The organism is Ruegeria sp. H6, from assembly GCF_056532975.1.
The window spans coordinates 217,975-234,599 of sequence record NZ_JBQFOA010000003.1 but is presented as its reverse complement, the minus strand read 5'-3'; the positions used below and the strand labels follow the sequence as shown (position 1 = coordinate 234,599).

17 protein-coding genes are annotated in these 16,625 nt (G+C 58.6%); 3 read left to right on the top strand and 14 right to left on the bottom strand.

Annotated elements, in window-relative coordinates:
* Position 1: 1 nt before the first annotated feature.
* The 6 genes from ACR0AG_RS08935 to ACR0AG_RS08910 all read right to left on the bottom strand — a co-directional run bounded on the left by ACR0AG_RS08935 (position 2) and on the right by ACR0AG_RS08910 (position 6,190).
* Positions 2–943, bottom strand: a complete 942-nt coding sequence (locus ACR0AG_RS08935; protein WP_480837947.1) for an alpha-E domain-containing protein — start codon at positions 941–943, stop codon at positions 2–4.
* A gap of 3 nt (positions 944–946) precedes the next feature.
* Positions 947–2,365 (bottom strand): circularly permuted type 2 ATP-grasp protein, encoded by a 1,419-nt coding sequence (locus ACR0AG_RS08930; protein WP_480837946.1) that lies wholly within the window; start codon positions 2,363–2,365, stop codon positions 947–949.
* Positions 2,366–2,511: 146 nt separating this feature from the next.
* Positions 2,512–2,916 carry a hypothetical protein gene (locus ACR0AG_RS08925; protein ID WP_480837945.1) on the bottom strand — a complete coding sequence of 135 codons (405 nt, stop codon included), beginning with the start codon at positions 2,914–2,916 and terminating at the stop codon, positions 2,512–2,514.
* Between the two features lie 11 nt (positions 2,917–2,927).
* Entirely contained in the window at positions 2,928–3,629 is a 702-nt protein-coding gene (locus ACR0AG_RS08920; RefSeq protein WP_480837944.1) for a hypothetical protein, read from the bottom strand.
* The gene (locus ACR0AG_RS08915; protein WP_480837943.1) at positions 3,599–5,170 is read right to left on the bottom strand and encodes a caspase family protein; all 1,572 of its coding nucleotides are present in this window, start codon (positions 5,168–5,170) and stop codon (positions 3,599–3,601) included. The genes ACR0AG_RS08920 and ACR0AG_RS08915 overlap by 31 nt, the downstream gene beginning before the upstream one ends.
* 66 nt (positions 5,171–5,236) lie before the next feature.
* Positions 5,237–6,190, bottom strand: a complete 954-nt coding sequence (locus ACR0AG_RS08910; RefSeq protein WP_480837942.1) for a dihydrodipicolinate synthase family protein — start codon at positions 6,188–6,190, stop codon at positions 5,237–5,239.
* A 161-nt stretch (positions 6,191–6,351) separates the two neighbouring features.
* On the opposite strand from ACR0AG_RS08910, the gene ACR0AG_RS08905 reads away from it, so the two are divergent.
* The 3 genes from ACR0AG_RS08905 (at position 6,352) to ACR0AG_RS08895 (ending at position 9,644) form a co-directional block, all read left to right on the top strand.
* Positions 6,352–7,131 (top strand): aspartate dehydrogenase, encoded by a 780-nt coding sequence (locus ACR0AG_RS08905; protein WP_480837941.1) that lies wholly within the window; start codon positions 6,352–6,354, stop codon positions 7,129–7,131.
* Between the two features lie 11 nt (positions 7,132–7,142).
* Positions 7,143–8,090, top strand: coding sequence for a LysR substrate-binding domain-containing protein (locus tag ACR0AG_RS08900; RefSeq protein WP_480837940.1), 948 nt, complete (start codon positions 7,143–7,145; stop codon positions 8,088–8,090).
* Between the two features lie 123 nt (positions 8,091–8,213).
* Entirely contained in the window at positions 8,214–9,644 is a 1,431-nt protein-coding gene (locus ACR0AG_RS08895) for an NAD-dependent succinate-semialdehyde dehydrogenase (protein ID WP_480837939.1), read from the top strand.
* Between the two features lie 11 nt (positions 9,645–9,655).
* Here ACR0AG_RS08895 and ACR0AG_RS08890 read toward each other — a convergent pair whose 3' ends face one another.
* The 8 genes from ACR0AG_RS08890 to ACR0AG_RS08855 form a co-directional block, all read right to left on the bottom strand.
* The gene (locus ACR0AG_RS08890) at positions 9,656–10,063 is read right to left on the bottom strand and encodes a universal stress protein (protein ID WP_480837938.1); all 408 of its coding nucleotides are present in this window, start codon (positions 10,061–10,063) and stop codon (positions 9,656–9,658) included.
* A gap of 107 nt (positions 10,064–10,170) precedes the next feature.
* On the bottom strand, positions 10,171–11,352 hold the full coding sequence (locus ACR0AG_RS08885) for a UxaA family hydrolase (protein ID WP_480837937.1): 1,182 nt from the start codon (positions 11,350–11,352) through the stop codon (positions 10,171–10,173).
* A 12-nt stretch (positions 11,353–11,364) separates the two neighbouring features.
* Entirely contained in the window at positions 11,365–11,655 is a 291-nt protein-coding gene (locus ACR0AG_RS08880) for a UxaA family hydrolase (protein WP_480837936.1), read from the bottom strand.
* 18 nt (positions 11,656–11,673) lie between these two features.
* Positions 11,674–12,654 carry a zinc-dependent alcohol dehydrogenase gene (locus ACR0AG_RS08875; protein WP_480837935.1) on the bottom strand — a complete coding sequence of 327 codons (981 nt, stop codon included), beginning with the start codon at positions 12,652–12,654 and terminating at the stop codon, positions 11,674–11,676.
* A complete protein-coding gene (locus ACR0AG_RS08870) occupies positions 12,651–13,415 on the bottom strand; it encodes an SDR family NAD(P)-dependent oxidoreductase (RefSeq protein ID WP_480837934.1) in 765 nt (254 codons plus the stop codon). The genes ACR0AG_RS08875 and ACR0AG_RS08870 overlap by 4 nt, the downstream gene beginning before the upstream one ends.
* The gene (gene hisD / locus ACR0AG_RS08865) at positions 13,408–14,715 is read right to left on the bottom strand and encodes a histidinol dehydrogenase (RefSeq protein ID WP_480837933.1); all 1,308 of its coding nucleotides are present in this window, start codon (positions 14,713–14,715) and stop codon (positions 13,408–13,410) included. Before hisD ends, ACR0AG_RS08870 begins: the two co-directional genes overlap by 8 nt.
* Before the next feature lie 8 nt (positions 14,716–14,723).
* The gene (locus tag ACR0AG_RS08860) at positions 14,724–16,052 is read right to left on the bottom strand and encodes a TRAP transporter large permease (protein WP_480837932.1); all 1,329 of its coding nucleotides are present in this window, start codon (positions 16,050–16,052) and stop codon (positions 14,724–14,726) included.
* A gap of 10 nt (positions 16,053–16,062) precedes the next feature.
* Positions 16,063–16,578 carry a TRAP transporter small permease gene (locus tag ACR0AG_RS08855; protein WP_480837931.1) on the bottom strand — a complete coding sequence of 172 codons (516 nt, stop codon included), beginning with the start codon at positions 16,576–16,578 and terminating at the stop codon, positions 16,063–16,065.
* Positions 16,579–16,625 lie beyond the last annotated feature (47 nt).

Genomic DNA, 16,625 nt, shown 5'->3' with positions numbered 1-16,625 from the left:
GCTACTCATAAAACCGATAATCAATTTCTATCTGACGGCTCAGATCGCCAAGGTCATTCAGAAACTCTTGGATATACTCGTGCAGGCCAAATTCGAATATGTCCGAAATCGACCGTTCAAGATATTTCTCGTACAAGACACCGGAAGCCTCGCAGGATGGACCAGAGAACCCGTAGTCTTTTTTCAGATAGGCCAGGTTTTCCTGAATTTTCCGACAACAGAAATGCAGACTGCGCGGCATCCGCTGATCCAGGATCAAAAACTCGGCAATGTCTGAGGGCGATGTTTTCTGTCCATAAGTCAGACGGTACCCGCCGCCCGCGCCGACAGACCGCAGGATGCTTTCCCATTGGATGTTGTCCAGCGAGGATCCAACCGAAAACGCCGTGGGCAGCAGCACATAATATTTGACGTCCAGAATGCGCCCGGTGCTGTCGGCGCGTTCGACAAACGTACCAATCCGGGTGAAATCAAAGATCTCGTTGCGCAGCATTGTGCCCAGATTTGCCCCACGCACCAGCGCCGCCTGATGGCGGACGAGTTCCAGCATACCGGGCAAGTCTCGCTCGTTCACGCGGCGTTTGAGGGCCTCGTCAACCTGCATCCAGGTGGCGTTCACCGCGCTCCAGACGTCATGCGTCAGCGCGGTGCGCACCAGACGTGCGTTATCCCGGGCCTGTTTGATCACCGACCTGACCGAAGACGGGTTATCTGAATCCCGCAAAAGCCAATCAATCGCGTCGTCTTTGGTGACCTCTTCAAACTTGGCAAGGTAACCATCAAACACGCCGGCGGTTTTCAGAACCGATGACCATTCCTCGACCGAGTTCTTGGTTCGGGTCAGCGCCATACGCTGACCGGTTTCCAGCAATCTGGCCGTGTTTTCTGCCCTTTCCAGATAGCGGGACATCCAGAACAATCCGCCAGCAGTTTTTCCCAGCATGGATCAGTCCTCCAGAACCCAGGTGTCTTTGGTGCCGCCACCCTGGCTTGAGTTCACCACAAGGGATCCCTTTTTCAGCGCCACGCGGGTCAGACCACCCGGCGTGATCTTGATCCCCTCGGGAGACACAAGAACAAAAGGGCGCAAATCGACATGTCTGGGGGCCAGCCCGGACCGCGCAAAGATGGGAACCGTCGACAGAGACAGGGTCGGCTGGGCAATGTAATTCGCCGGTCGCGATTTGAGCTTGGCGCGGAAGGCCGTGATTTCCTTTTTGCTTGCTGTAGGCCCGATCAACATCCCATAGCCGCCGGAGCCGTGCACCTCTTTCACTACAAGATCGTGCAGGTTATCCAGAACATAGGCCAGAGACTCCGGGTCGCTGCACCGCCATGTCGGCACGTTCTGCAACAGGGGTTTCTCGCCCGTGTAGAATTCGACAATTTCGGGCATGTAAGAATAGATGGCCTTGTCATCAGCAATACCGGTTCCAGGCGCATTGGCGATTGTGATGCCTCCGGCTCGATAAACATCCAATATCCCCGGCACGCCAAGGGCGCTGTCGGGGTTGAAGTTCAACGGGTCCAGAAACTCGTCATCCACACGGCGATAGAGCACATCGATCGGGCGGTACCCCCGGGTCGTCCGCATGCATACGCGCCCATCAACAACGCGCAGATCATGCCCTTCAACCAGTTCGACCGCCATCTGATCCGCCAGAAAGGCATGTTCATAATAAGCCGAGTTGTAAATCCCCGGCGTCAGAACCGCGACGGTTGGCTCACCTTCGGTCCGGTCAGGCGCGCAAGCCGCCAGAGACCGTCTGAGGTTGCGCGGATAGTCCGAGACATTACGCACATTTGTGGCGCTGAACAGCTCGGGGAACATCTTCAGCATCGTCTCGCGGTTTTCGAGCATATAGCTCACGCCCGACGGCGTGCGCGCGTTGTCTTCCAGAACGTAGAATTCGTCAGGACCCGTGCGCACAAGGTCTATCCCAACGATATGGGTATAGACCTGACCCGGCGGCGAAACGCCCAGCATCTGCGGCAGGAACGCTTCGTTGTTCGAGATCATTTCGACGGGCACGCGGCCCGCGCGGATAATCTCTTGCCGGTGATAGATGTCGTGCAAAAAGGCGTTGATCGCCCGGACACGCTGATCGATGCCACGCTCCAGCCGCTGCCATTCGCGGGCCGAAATAACGCGCGGCACGATGTCAAACGGAATCAGCCGCTCTTCAGCTTCGGATTTGCCATAGACGTTGAATGTGATGCCGGTCAGCCTGAATACTTCTTCGGCTTCTCGCTGCTTGGCCCTGAGTCTGGAAACATCTTCTGCGTTCACCCATCGGCCGATTTCTTCGTAGGGGCCCCGAAGTGATCCGTCGCCGTGGAACATTTCGTCAAAATACTCACTCATTCAGAAAGTTTGACGAAGACGTCAGACTTTGCAAGGGAATGGCGCAAAGAAAACCGGCAACGCGCCAGTCGCTGCCGGTTTTTGAGGCGAATGTATGAAACCCACTAGGTCGGCCACCCGTTTCAATTGGCACGCAGTGGGGTGCTCTAGCCAGAGAGCTTTGCCAGATCGGCGCTTAGGGCGCGGGCCTCGGATATGCTGCGTTGCAGGGCCGCCAGTTTGGCCTCGGGTGTCGCACCGGCGGGGGATGCGTTCAGCACCTTGTCGATCCGAGCCGCCGTGGCGGCATCGCCGCCTCCGATCGCGTCCCTCTGCTGCAGAATTTTCAGCTTGAGCTGCGCCAGTTCGGATTCCGAATTTCGCAACTGAGCGGCCAATGCATCATTGCGGGCCTGAGCGGTTGCAACATCCGCCTCAGCCGTTTCAATCCGCTGATCATACGCCCCTGTGGCGATGCCCGAAACGCCCGAAAAGAACCCGCCTTCCGCCGGGTCCGTCGTTGTCTGACAGGCGGTCAGCGCGACGCAAGGCAATAGAAAAAACCGTTTCATGATCCACCTCGTCACAGCGAAGACGCAAGATCACCCGCGATCCCGCGCATCTGCGAAATCTGGTTCGACAGGGCCGCTAGATCACCGTCGATGGGCGAGGCCGTTTGGCCACGCGCAATGGTCAGGTTTCTGGCTTCGTTGAACTCGGCCTGCCGCTTGGTCGCGCCGTCAATTGCCAGCTCCATCTGCGCGAGGTTTCCATTCGCCTCGGACAGTTCCCGCTCGAACGCAACGGGGTCAACCGTTCCCGCGGCCACTTGGGATTTGAGCGCATCAAGCTCGGCCTTTTGTGCGGCAAGAACCTGGTTCATCACATTGATGGTCGTCTGCATTTCGGCCGCGTTTTGATCCAGATCCTTGCGGACCTGACGCAGCCGCGCCTCGCGCCCCGCATAGTTGCGCTGCACAAACGCAACGTAGGTTCCAGCCAAGGCCCCGGCCCCCAGCCCCAGCGAAATGCCCGTTCCGATATCATCGCTTCCGCCCAGGCCAAACCCGATGGCGCCGCCCGTGACGCCACCCGCGATCGCGCCCTGCAGAATGGTCTTTTGCATGGCCGCTGCTTGTTTCGCCAAATCAGCTTCGGCCTGCGACGATCCACCGGTCGCTGCAGGTGGCGCGGCCTCCTGACTGGTGTCACCGCAAGCCGCAAGCGCCAGTGCAGCCGAGAGCATGAGCGCGCTCAGCTTGGAGGAATGAGGTCGGTTAGCCATTGGTAACTTCCTTTTTTGCTATCATCCGCCTCTTCCACATGGCGCAGAAACAAGGCGGCATCTTCGGTCAATTGTGCACTGGCAAAGCCAAGGTCGCGCGGCTGGCTTGCGCCGCTGATGATCGACACGTCAACATCCGGCGGAAAGAATATCACCGCGCGGCCCAATAACTCATCGTAGTAGCTGCGGCTTTGATCCAACCGGCGCAGGATGACCCCGCGTGAGCCGTAAATGTCATAGACATCATTTCGCGCCTGCTGCAGCACGGGCAGCGCATCTGCGTTTTCACGGGCGATCTCTTCGATCTGGGCCAATGCGTCTTCGGCGATGTCCAAGGTCCGCTCGACACTACGCAAGGCAACAATATCGGTCCGAACGCGTTGCAAAGTCGTTGCCGCCAAAAACACCGAAACCTGTGCTGCGTCCTCATAAAGCTGCTGGGCGGTGGCGGCGCTGCCGCTGGGCAGTCCACGGCTGTACTGGGCCAGAGCGCCATCAAGATCACGGGTCGGGCCAGCGCCCATAAACCCCAATGCCGTCAAAGCCGCAGCCACCCTGTCGGGTTGCGCCTCACTCAGCGAAGGTGCCAGCTGCTCTGCGCTGCCGGTACCCACACCACCCAGCGCCTTCAACCGGTCGCGTGCAAAAGGCGCGAACAGCCCGTCGGGATGAATTTGAAGATAAGTTTCAAAATCATGTGCAGCCGCGCTGGAGGAAATCCTGCGCCAATGCGCCATATCCGCGGCCGTTTCGTCCTGTTCGGTAGCCGGTTTCAGACCCGGCGCGAAACTGTGTTCGTCCAGCACAGATTCCTCGACCCACGGCACTTGCCGCCCGCCCGTATCCAGCACCACCTGCTGGCGGACCCGCCCCAGCATCAGGCGTATGTCCAGATCCGGGGTAGCAATATGGTCCAGCAAACTGGCGGTGAAGGCGCTATTGTCGCCCACACCATCATACGCAACGTTCCCGGGATCCGTGGCATACGCGATCAAAAGACCCGCGCCACCCCGGGTTCGCACCAACCCCTGTGCAACCATCCCGGTTTCGGAAAACGGATTGTTTCGGCATGCATCCAGCAACAGGACCCCAACCTTTGGCCCGGCCTTAGACATCACGTCCCGCACACGGTCCATGGTCAACGAATTGCTGCGCAATGCGTCAAGGTTATTGCCCTGAAACTCCGTGCCGATCAGGTGGTTTTGTCCACCAATCTGAACGCCGTGTCCGGCATAGAAAAAGACAGCCATTTCGGCGCCGGTCGCAGCTTCTCCGAAGCTTGAAACCGCCCGATCCATAGCGGCTGCGTTTTGGTCCAGAACCTCAGTGACCATAAACCCCAATTCGCGCAGGGCCGCGCCAAGGGCTGTGACATCGTTGACCGGGTTGCGCAGGGCCATATCGGGCTGAGCATAGGCGGAGTTTCCGATCAACAAAGCAACGCGATTTTGCGCCGCCACATGACCCGGCATCAGGGACAGGGCCAGCAGCGCTCCGACAATGATACCCACACAACGTTGAATGAAACCGGGACAACTCATGGGCGCAGTCTAAGACGAACCCGGGCGGTTACACAATTGATGCTGTCGGACGACCGGAGAATTCGATTAAAGCTTTAGACCACAGCTTTCAAAGGCCGCGCGCGTGGCGGCCTTTTCAGCGTCGGTGAGTTCCAGCATGGGGTGGCGCACCGAACCACCGACCTGCCCCAGCAGCTCCTGCCAGTATTTTCCATGTGCGGTCGGCTTTCCCGCCGGTTTTGTGCGCTTTATCGCATCCCGCACCGGGTCTAGACTGTCGCGCACCTTGCGTGCCTCGGCAAACCGGCCCGCAAAAGCCAGCTGAGTGTATTCATGCATCCGCTTGTCGTTGCGCGTCTGCAGCTGGTAGGGCGGCGAAGAACACAGGTAGAGTTTCCAGTTCAGCTCTTCGATATTGTCCAGCCAATCATCTTCAAGCGAGGTCGAGACATGGATCTTGTCCCCAACCAAGTGGCTGAGACGCACATACATCTCGCGCGGGACCGAGTACTTTATAGCGACGATATTGGGTAAGTCCGCGATCCGGGCGCATGTTTCGGGCTCCATCAGGTAACCGCTGTCAGGATGCGACCACATTGCAATGCCGATATCCAAGCGGTCACACAGGTGCTTGTAATAGTTGTACAACAGCGCGTCGCGATCGTGGCAAAAGCTGAGCATGGGCGCGTGAACGACAACGTAGTCAGCACCGCACTCCTGCGCGTGCCTTCCCAGTTCCAGAACCGTATCCACATTCTGATCCGAGATGGACATGATCGTGCCAGCCGTGCCCCGGCATTCATCAGCCGCAACGGTCATGTTGTGTTTGCGTTCGTCCAGAGACATGGCCCAGAACTCACCCTGTTTTCCCGCAATGAACAGGCCCTGAATGTCCAAATCGTCGACCCAGTGTCGAATGTTGCGACGCAGGCCTTGTACGTCAAACGCGCCGGACGCATCAAACGGGTTCAGGGCCGCGGCCCAAATCCCTTGCATGTTTTCCCGCGCATATTCCTTGGCTTCGTGTTTGGAATAGTGCAACCGACCGCTCCTCATGCCTTTGGGCCATTCATCTGTTCAGCAAATCTCAGCAGGAATTGCGGAAGAAGATCAAATTCAATCTTCGCAATCAGATATCACGAAAGCGAATGGCGGCGCAGGATCAATTCGATTATCAATAAGGCAATCGACGTGAGGCACCCATGAACATCGCTTTCATCGGCAAAGGCGCCATGGCAGGTTTTGCCACCCGGCACCTGGAAAACCTTGGACACAAAGTTGTGGCCTATATCGTGCGCCCCGGCAAAAGTGCCGGCCCAGACGGGGCGCTTTGCGTGACAAATATTGCCGATCTGCCCGCTGGTATCGATCTGGTTGTCGATTGTGCCGGGCATCAGGCGCTGGCCACCCATGGTGTCGAGGCTTTGCAGGAAGGGCTGGACGTGATCACCGTTTCACTGGGCGCATTGGCGGACGCAGAACTTGAGGCGCAGCTTTTTAAGGCCACGCAGCTCAGTGGCGCCACGCTGACACTGGTACCCGGAGCGATTGGCGGGTTGGATGCTTTGCGTTCGGCACGCGTTGGGGGCCTGAAACGCGTCCGCTATGTCGGGCGGAAACCGCCCAAAGGTTGGAAAGGCAGCCCGGCTGAAAACACGCTGGATCTGGAGGCAATGACAGACCGGCCGATGACCCATTTCAAAGGTACAGCGCGCGAGGCCGCCAAGGCCTATCCCAAAAATGCAAATGTCGCCGCAGCGGTGGCTTTGGCCGGGATCGGAATGGATGACACACAGGCCGAACTGATTGCTGATCCGACCGTGACATCAAACATTCACGAGGTGATTGCCGAGGGTGACTTTGGCCAGTTCACATTTCGGATCGAAGGCGCGCCCTTGCCGGATAACCTAAAAACATCTGCTCTTGCCGCCATGAGTGTCGTCAGCGCTATCTGCGACGGCGAAAACCTGATCCGGTTCTAAGGAGGTTCCGCGTGATTTCCGGCCATGCCCGCATTGTTGACCGCGTCACATCGCGGCTAAAGCTCAAGCAGTTGCGCCTCTTGGTGGCGGTTGGCAAACATGGCAACATTCAGAACGCCGCGCGCGAGCTGAACATCTCTCAGCCGTCGGCCACCAAGATGATCCAGGATCTGGAACTGGATTTTGAGGTTCAACTGTTCGACCGAACCAATCGCGGCGTTGTGCCCACGCCCTTTGGAGAGGCTTTGATCCGGCATGGCAAGCTGATCTTTGCCCAAATCTCAAACGCCGCGCAGGAACTGGACGACCTGAACGAAGGCAGCAGCGGGCGGGTTGTGATCGGAACGCTTCTGGCGGCCTCCTCTCATTTGCTGCCCATGGCGATCGAGCGTGTTCTGGATGAACGCCCGAAACTGTCGATCAAGGTTGTCGATGGCACCAACGAGGTGCTCATGCCCGAGTTGCGTTCGGGCGAAATAGATCTTGTGGTCGGGCGATTGCCCACGCACCGGCACCGAAACGAATTGGTGCAGGAAAAACTGTTCAGCGAACAGACCCTGATTGTGGTCGGCAAACAGCATCCTCTGGCAGGGCAATCCTCGATCACGTTCGAGGACTTGAAGGATTTCGGATGGATTCTTCCCCCTGTGGAAACCACTTTGCGGCGGCAACTGGATCAGTTCTTCCTCAAACAAGACCACTATCTGCCGCCGGTCGCGATGGAATCTGTTTCGTATCTGACCAACCGCAGCCTGCTGCAATCGCGCGACTTTATCGGCCTGATGCCTGCGCATGTTGCAATGCAGGATTTGTCCCTTGGCATTCTGGAAAGAATTGACCTTGAACTGCCTTTTGCCGCAGGGCCGGTCGGGGTGAGCTATCGCAAGCAAGGCCCGTTGTCGCCCGCCGGAATGGCCATGCTGGACGCGCTGCGTGAGGCGGCGAAACACATGAACTGACCAGATGGCCCGGACCATTGGATATTCAGATTCGAGATAACGGCATTCCTCCAATTCACTTGAACGGGTATGCTCCCGCACGCGATGTTTCCTGAAACGGTGGCAAATTCGGGAAATGCGCAAATGTATCCAGACCTGAGACTGTTCATTGATGGCGCGTGGCGAACCACATCTGAAACCATTCCCGTCACCAACCCCGCCACGGATGAAGTGATCGGCAGGCTTCCCAAAGCCACACGTAACGATCTGGACGACGCGCTTGCCGCCGCTGTCAAAGGGTTTGAAACCTGGCGCAAGACCGCGCCAAGGGACCGCGCCAATCTGATCCGCCGCGCCGCCGCCCTGATGCGGGAACGCCAGGAAGAGATCGCATATGCGATCACGCTGGAACATGGCAAAACTCTGAACGAAGCGCGGCTTGAGGTCATTCGCGGGGCCGAATTCTTTGAATGGGACGCAGGCGAAGCGATGCGGACCTATGGCCGCGTCATCCCCTCAAAACCGGGTGATACGTTCACGGTTCACCACCAGCCAATTGGCGTGGTGGCGGCTTTTTCGCCCTGGAATTTCCCGATGAGCCAGCCTGCGCGCAAAATTGCCGGGGCGCTTGCCTCGGGCTGTGCGGTCATCATCAAGGCGGCAGAAGAAACCCCCGCCGGGGCAATTCATATCGCCAAAGCCTTCGAAGACGTCGGGTTGCCGCCCGGTGTTCTGAACCTCGTCTTCGGAGATCCGGCAGAGATCTCATCCTATCTGATCCCGCAGGACGCAATCCGATTGGTCGCTTTCACCGGGTCCACCGCTGTCGGGCGTCATCTAACAACGCTGGCCTCGGAGTATATGACCTCGGTTCTGATGGAATTGGGCGGGCATGCGCCGGTCATTGTGTGCGAGGATGCCGACCCGCGCCGCGCCGCTGTCATCAGCGCGACCCGCAAGTTCCGCAGCGCGGGGCAAGTTTGCACTTCGCCCACCCGTTTCTTTGTCCACGACAATATATTCGATGAATTCCTGGATACATTTGTTGCTACAACAAAAGGCATCATCGTGGGCAATGGTCTGGAAGACGGCGTGCAAATGGGGCCGACGGCCAATCCGCGCCGCTTGGAAACGCTGACGCGGATGGTAAAGGACGCCTGCGCAAAAGGTGCAAAACTGATGACAGGCGGGGATCGCATCGGCGACACGGGCTGTTTCTTTCAGCCCACAGTCCTTGCATCTGTGCCCGATGATGCGGTCGTCATGTCCGAGGAACCCTTCGGCCCGCTGGCAATCGTCAACCCCGTCACTTCGCTGGACGAGGCTATCATGCGGGCGAATTCGGTAGAATATGGTTTGGCAGGCTACGCGTTTACCAACCGCGCCGACTATATCGCGCGCCTGACGGATGAGATCCAAGTTGGGAATTTCTCGGTCAATACGCTTGAGGCCTCGATGCCCGAAACACCGTTTGGTGGCGTTAAATCCAGCGGTTACGGGCGTGAAGGCGGCAGCGAAGGGCTGCATCATTACCTAACGGTCAAGAATGTGTGGCACGCCCATTCAATGACTTAACGGGTAAAGCCTTACCTCACGATATAGACGGAACAATCCGCCCGCCGTGCGATCCTTGATGCGGTCGAACCCAAAAGGTACCCCGTCGCCCCCGGCTTTTGCGACCCTACGATGATCAGGTCAACACCCGCCCGTTCGGCATATTCAGGCACGCGAACACCCGCCTTGCCCGAGATGACGTCGATCGAAATTTCCGGCGCGTCGGCGGCAATCTCGGTCAGTTTTACCTTGATACTTTCCGTCAGGTGGTTGGTCTCTTTTACGGTTACGAACTCCGCGACAAACCCGGGCACGTCCTCAAGAACAGTCAACAAAGTAATCCGACCGCCGTCTGCCAGCAGCTGGCGTGCAACCTCAAGCTTTTGCTGCGCCATGTTTTCATGATCCAGCGCGACGGGGATTAGGATATGATTGGGCATGTTCGGTTCCTTCTTGTAGGGGCCGATTTTATGAATAGGCCCTGAAGCGGATCATCCATCGACCCGGAGGTTGTGCCGGGCGCCCATTGGAACGCCCGGCAAGTTCATCACGCACTGCGATAAAGCTTGGTCATCGAGAACTCGCGATGCCCAAGCGCTTCGGCAGCGGTGTTCCGGCCGTTTGCCGTGCGGCAGATCATGTCGATCAAGGCATCCCCGGCCTCATCAATTGTCATGTCGCGACGCAGGATGCCCGAAACATCAACATCGATATGCTCGCTCATGGTGCGCACGGTACGGGGGTTGGCGGTGATCTTGATGACCGGCACAATCGGGTTGCCCACAACGTTACCCTGCCCTGTCGGGAAGGTGTGGATCACCGCGCCACCTGCCGCCATCAGCGTCACGCATTCCGCCGCGGCAGAGGAGGAATCCATGAAATACAGTCCCTTGCCCGATTGCGGGGCTTCGGCCGGTTCAAGGATGTCGATGTATTGCGAGGTACGCCCGATCTTTTCGAGGTTGCCCAATGCCTTTTCTTCGATGGTGGTCAGACCGCCTTCGATATTGCCTTTGGTTGGCTGGCTGTCGGACAGGTCATCGGTCTGATGGGCAAAAATCACATCGTCCTGATAGGCTTTCCACATCTTGTACCACCGCTCGCCGACCTCTTCGTTCACGGCGCGTTTCTGACAGATATGTTCTGCCCCTGTGATCTCGGAGGTTTCGCCAAAAAAGCCGGTGATCCCTTCGGGTAGAAGTTTGTCATACATGTTGCCCACGGTTGGGCAGGACCCCAGTCCGGTGGTCGTGTCGCTTTCGCCGCATTTCGTTGAGACCCAGAGCTCGGAGATGTTGCATTCTTCCCGCTGCAGTTCCGTGGCCCAGTGGACAAATTCCTTGGCCTTCCAGCTTGCGGCACGGATTGTTTCAAAATCGCCGTTCTGTTCAATGGAAAACTCGGCCACAGGTTTGCCGGTCTCGCGAATGCCGTCCGCGATACGTTTGGTCCAGCCCGGTTCGATCCCGATCACCACGACGGCGGCAACGTTGGGGTTGGCCCCGGTGCCAATCATGGTGCGGAAATGCAGTTCAAGGTCTTCGCCGAACTGCAACCGGCCATAAGCGTGCGGCAAAGCCATTGTGCCCTTGACGTTGTTCGAGACCGCTTCGCAGGCCGCGTTCGAGATATCGTCGACTGGCAGAATGACCACGTGATTGCGCACGCCGACGCGGCCGTTTTCCCGCCGGTAGCCCTTGACGGTCATGTTGGAATATTTCGATGCCATCTTGCGCGCTCCTTACCAGCGTTTGGTTTTGCAGTTGTGGGTGTGCACGTGACCGCCTTTGGGGATGTCGGCGATGATTTTGCCGATGTCCTCGCCATATTTGGTCGCCGTGTCGCCGGTCTTCAGATCCGCCAGTGCGATCTTGTGGCCGATGGGTACATCTGCGCCTGCGGTCATGCGGAAGGTCGAGTTGTCATGGGTTATACAACACAACATGTCGGTGCCAGCGGTCAGCCCTTCGACCACCACCACACCGACATTGTCGTTGTGTTCATGCACAAGAAGGTGCGGGATTTCTGCCATTGGAGGTCTCCTTAAAGCTCAGTCATTTGGAAAAAGTATGATCTTGGGCGCGGCGATGGCGCCGGATCTGATGTGCTGGAACGCCGACGCGCCCTCGGACAGGGGGCGGTGTTCGACCCAGTCCAGCGGCCCGAGATGGCCGTCAAAAAGCGCCGCACATGTGTCGCGAAAATCCTGCACCGTATAGGTATAGGTGCCGATAAACGTGATCTCTTGCAGGGTCATGCGTCGGATGTCCAAACCGCCCGTGTCTTCGCCCAAACCGATATGGACAATGACCCCACCCGGAGAGGTCATGGCCGAAGCCACCGCGCGGGTAGCAGCATAGCCCACCGCATCTACGACCAAAGGCGCGGCCTCAGTCGCCTGCTCCACGGCATCGACACCGCAATGATCGATCAGATACCGACAGCGCGTTTCGTTGGGTTCGACAACAGTCACGTCTGCGCACCCCATGGCCCGCAAAGCCAACGCCGCGGCAAGCCCGATCGCGCCCCCGCCGATGATCACGGCGCGCCGCTCGGACGCAGGGTGCAGCACCTGCAAGCCCAGCCGCGCGGCGTGCCAGCTGACGGCAAGCGGCTCGGCCAGTGCCGCCTTGGCCAAAGGCACATGATCCGGCACCGGGATCAGATTGTCGTCGGGCATCTTCACAAATTGCGCAAAAGCCCCCTCTCGGGGCGGCATGGAAATGATCTGGCGGTGCGGGCACAGGTTCTCGCGGCTGGCCTGACAGGCAGGGCATTTGCCACAACTGACCAGCGGATTGATCGTCACCCGCGCCCCATCGCGCACGCCTCCGATGATCACGCCCGCGGCCTCGTGCCCCAGAATCAGCGGGGCCGGACGGCGATCATCGTGACCCAGATAGGCATGCATGTCCGATCCGCAGATGCCAACCGCATCGACGCGAATAAGCTGCTCACCTATGTCCGGAACAGGATCCGGGGCATCTTGGAACCCCAGTTTTTCGGGGCCTTCATACACAAGCGCCTTCATTTCGCAGTATACCCCCCGTCCAACATCAGCACCTGCCCGGTCACGAATCGCGATGCGTCCGAGCACAGGAACAGCAAGGGACCATCCAGATCTTCCGGCTCACCATTTCTGCCGATGCAGGTTTGCGCCGCATTACGCGCCGCGCGCTCCGCATCTGCAAACACCGCAGCCGTCAGTTCGGTTTCAAAAAACCCAGGTGCCAGTGCGTTGACGTTGATGCCTTGCGCAGACCAAGCCTGCGCCATCGCGCGTGTCAGTTGCGCGACACCCCCTTTGCTTGCGCCATAGGCCAAGCCCCCTGGGAACGCGCGAAAGGATTGAAGAGAGGCAAAATTGACGATCCTCCCCCAACCTTTCCGCTGCATCGCGGGCGCAAACATTTGGCTCAGAAAGAATGGTGCAGTCAGGTTCACGGCTATGGTGGCGTCCCACCCTTGCGGGGTCACGTCATCCGCAAACTCGCGCGTATTCAGACCGGCAGCGTGCACCAGAATATCCGGAGGACCGAACGGCGCGGAAACCCGCTCCGCCAACCCTTCGATCTTGTCTCGATCAGACACGTCGGCCTGCACCGTCGCGCAGTCACCTTTCATTTCGTCCTTCAACGTTTCCAGCGCATCGGCACGGCGGGCGACGCCTACGACCGACGCTCCGCCCTTGGCCAGAACCTGTGCGGCGCGGCGTCCCAGGCCCGAGCTTGCGCCAGTTACACAGGCAACGCGTCCGGCCACACTGAAACGATCAGAAGGCTCGCTAGCCATCGGCTGACAGGTCAAAGTTTTCTCCGGGGAAGTATTTCTTCAGCCGGATATCGGCGGTGCGCGCATGGCCTTCCATCCCCTCAAGCCGGGCGATCCGGGCGGTTGCCTCGGCCACCGGCTTGGCACCTTCGCGCGTTGCACGCTGCCAGGTCACGATCTTCATGTACTTGTGCACACTCAATCCGCCGGTATAGCTGGCTGCACCCGAGGTCGGCAGCACATGGTTGGTGCCGGACGCCTTGTCACCAAAGGCAACGGTTGTCTCTTCACCCAGAAACAACGAGCCATAGCAGGACAGCCTGTCCAGCCACCAGTCCAGATCTGCGGCCTGAACCGTCAGGTGTTCCGGGGCATAGTCATCCGAACAGGCGGCCATCTCTTCGCGGTCGCCACACAGGATAACCTCGGCATAGTCCCGCCATGCCGCGGCAGCGTTGTCACGGTTGACCTCTGGCAGATCATCGATCAGCACCGGAACCAGACGCATCACCTCTTCGGCGAGATCGCGATCATCGGTTACCAGCCAAACGGGCGAATTGTACCCATGCTCGGCCTGCCCGACGAGGTCAGTTGCAACGATCATCGCATCTGCTGTGCCATCCGCAAGGATCAAGCTGTCGGTCGGGCCCGCGATCATGTCGATACCCACGCGTCCGAACAGCATCCGCTTGGCCTCGGCCACGAACTGATTGCCGGGGCCCACGAGGATATTTGCCTTGGGCAGCCCGAACAGGCCAAAGGTCATCGCGGCGACGCCCTGAACACCGCCCATGGCCAGGATTTTGTCCGCCCCGCAGACATGCGCGGCATAGATAATCGCGGGCGCAACCCCGACACCGGGCCGAGGCGGAGAGCAGGCGACAATGTTCTGACACCCAGCGACCTTGGCTGTGGTCACCGTCATGATCGCGCTGGCGATATGGCTATAGCGTCCACCGGGCACATAACACCCGGCTCCCGCGACGGGGATCGCCTTTTGCCCGGCGATCAGACCGGGGACGACCTCGATCTCGAAATCAGCAACGGTTCCCAACTGCGCTTGCGCGAACTTCTTCACGTTTTGATGCGCGAATTCAATGTCACGACGCAGCTTGTCCGGCACCTGAGCTGCAGCGGCCGCTATCGCCTCGGGCGATAGTATGATCTCGCCGTCATATTGGTCGAATTTCGCCGCGTATTCCAACGCTTTGGCATCACCTCCGGCCTCGATATCATCAAGGATCTCGCGAACGATTTTCTTGGTTTCCGAGGCATCGCTTTTGGACGTCAGCGTCGCTTTCTTGAGGTACTCTCTCGGCATGGGCGGACCTATTTATAGATGTCAGGAAGGAAGACGGTTGAAATCGTGGGCACATAGGCGATGAACAGCGTCACGATCAGCATGAACAGCACGAACGGGATGGCCCTGTAGGCGATCTTTAGGATGGATTCGCCCGTAAGCCCCGACACCACGAACAGGTTGAGCCCTAGGGGTGGCGTGATGAACCCGACACCCAGCGCAGTGATCATCATGATGCAGAACTGAATTTCGTTCATTCCGACATTGTCGGCCAACGGCTTGAGGATCGGTGCGAGGATCACGATGTTCGGCGTCGTCTCCATCACGCATCCCGCGGCGATCAGGATGAGGATCATCATTAGGATCAGCACCCAAGGCTCTTCGCTGACGGACGTTGCGGCGGCGACAAAGCCTTGGGGAACACCCAGAATGGCCAGCGCCTGCGCCAAAGGCAGCGAGAATGCGATGATCGGCAGGATCACCCCGTTCACCTTGGCGGAGCTCACCAGCATTGACGGGAAATCGCTGAGTTTCAACGTGCCCAGAATGAACCCCATGATGATGGTCACGACCACAGCGGTCGCACCAGCCTCAGTCGGGGTCAAACGGCCCGAGAAGATGCCGTAGAAGATGATCCCGGGAACGATAAAGGCGTACCAGCCGGATTTCAAAGCCTTACCGAGACGCGATAGGTACTCAGACATTCCGATATTGCCGCCACCTTCCCAACCATAAAGCCGGTTCATGATGATGTTGGTCACAAGGATCGAGATCAGAATGGCAAGGCCGGGAATGACAGCCGCCAGGAACAGGGTCGAGGCGGAAATACCCAACACAAGGCCGATGATGATGTAGGCGATCGAGGGTGGGATCAGGATGCCGGTACAGGCACCGGCTGCGACCAGCGCACAGGCATAGGGGCGTGGATAGCCCGACTCGACCAGTCGGTCGATGGTCATACGACCCACGGCCGCAGCACCCGCCGCGTCCGAGCCCGAGATCGCAGCGAACATGCCGCAGACCAGCACGGTGGCCGAACCAAATCCGCCCTTGGCGAATTGCGTCAAGGCTTCGGCCACATCCAGAAACTTGCGGCTAAGCCCGGTGCGCACCAGCACGTCACCGGTCAAGATGAAAAGCGGAACAGCTGTCAGCGCGAAGTGGTCGATGCCATGGAACAGGCTTTCACCGACCAAAGAGAGCGGCAACGCGCCCGACAGGATTAGCATTGCGATGGCCGCCGACCCGATGGCCGCCCAAACGGGCACGGCCAGAGCGACAAGGACAACGAAAATCAGAACCGGGCCGTAAAAGTCCCAGCCGAGTTCGACCGTTTGATTGAGTTGATTCCAGAGCATTGCGATCTCCTCAATCGAACAGCTTGTCGCCTTCGTAGACGGGGCGTCCGTTACGAAGATCGTTGAAATCGCGGATGAAGGATTGGATCAGCCTGACGATGACCAGACCAAACCCAATTGGAACGGCAGACAGGAACCAGACCTGGCTGATCCGCAGACCATGGGTAACCGATCCAAACTTTGCCGAGACCAGAACCGTCTCAAGCGACCAATAGAACGCTACCAACGCGACCGCGAACATGATGAGGTCGCCGAAGATGTAGAGGACAGCCTTGGTGCGCCAGCCGACATATTGCATGATCACATCAATGCGGATGTGCCCGCGTTCACGCACAGCGGCAGCGGCACCGATCCAGGCCAGGTATATGAAAGAATAGCGGACGATCTCTTCGCCCCAGATCGAGGAATAGGCCAGCACTTCGCGGCGCAGAACCTCGATGAACATGGTCGCAACCAGCATTGTATAAAACACCAGCAACAGCCAGCGCTCGGCGTTCTGGTCGAGAAGTCGAAGTATCCGCGACATGTAACTCTCCCGTCTGTCGGACGCGTTTCAGCACCCGGCGGTCCGTA

Bases quoted from the DNA above. Each gene is read 5' to 3' on its own strand.
- ACR0AG_RS08930 (WP_480837946.1), bottom strand. From the start codon at position 2,365: ATGAGTGAGTATTTTGACGAAATGTTCCACGGCGACGGATCACTTCGG.
- ACR0AG_RS08860 (WP_480837932.1), bottom strand. From the start codon at position 16,052: ATGCTCTGGAATCAACTCAATCAAACGGTCGAACTCGGCTGGGACTTT.
- ACR0AG_RS08855 (WP_480837931.1), bottom strand. From the start codon at position 16,578: ATGTCGCGGATACTTCGACTTCTCGACCAGAACGCCGAGCGCTGGCTG.
- ACR0AG_RS08920 (WP_480837944.1), bottom strand. From the start codon at position 3,629: ATGGCTAACCGACCTCATTCCTCCAAGCTGAGCGCGCTCATGCTCTCG.
- ACR0AG_RS08890 (WP_480837938.1), bottom strand. From the start codon at position 10,063: ATGCCCAATCATATCCTAATCCCCGTCGCGCTGGATCATGAAAACATG.
- ACR0AG_RS08875 (WP_480837935.1), bottom strand. From the start codon at position 12,654: ATGAAGGCGCTTGTGTATGAAGGCCCCGAAAAACTGGGGTTCCAAGAT.
- ACR0AG_RS08870 (WP_480837934.1), bottom strand. From the start codon at position 13,415: ATGGCTAGCGAGCCTTCTGATCGTTTCAGTGTGGCCGGACGCGTTGCC.
- hisD (WP_480837933.1), bottom strand. From the start codon at position 14,715: ATGCCGAGAGAGTACCTCAAGAAAGCGACGCTGACGTCCAAAAGCGAT.
- ACR0AG_RS08925 (WP_480837945.1), bottom strand. From the start codon at position 2,916: ATGAAACGGTTTTTTCTATTGCCTTGCGTCGCGCTGACCGCCTGTCAG.
- ACR0AG_RS08895 (WP_480837939.1), top strand. From the start codon at position 8,214: ATGTATCCAGACCTGAGACTGTTCATTGATGGCGCGTGGCGAACCACA.
- ACR0AG_RS08885 (WP_480837937.1), bottom strand. From the start codon at position 11,352: ATGGCATCGAAATATTCCAACATGACCGTCAAGGGCTACCGGCGGGAA.
- ACR0AG_RS08915 (WP_480837943.1), bottom strand. From the start codon at position 5,170: ATGAGTTGTCCCGGTTTCATTCAACGTTGTGTGGGTATCATTGTCGGA.
- ACR0AG_RS08905 (WP_480837941.1), top strand. From the start codon at position 6,352: ATGAACATCGCTTTCATCGGCAAAGGCGCCATGGCAGGTTTTGCCACC.
- ACR0AG_RS08880 (WP_480837936.1), bottom strand. From the start codon at position 11,655: ATGGCAGAAATCCCGCACCTTCTTGTGCATGAACACAACGACAATGTC.
- ACR0AG_RS08935 (WP_480837947.1), bottom strand. From the start codon at position 943: ATGCTGGGAAAAACTGCTGGCGGATTGTTCTGGATGTCCCGCTATCTG.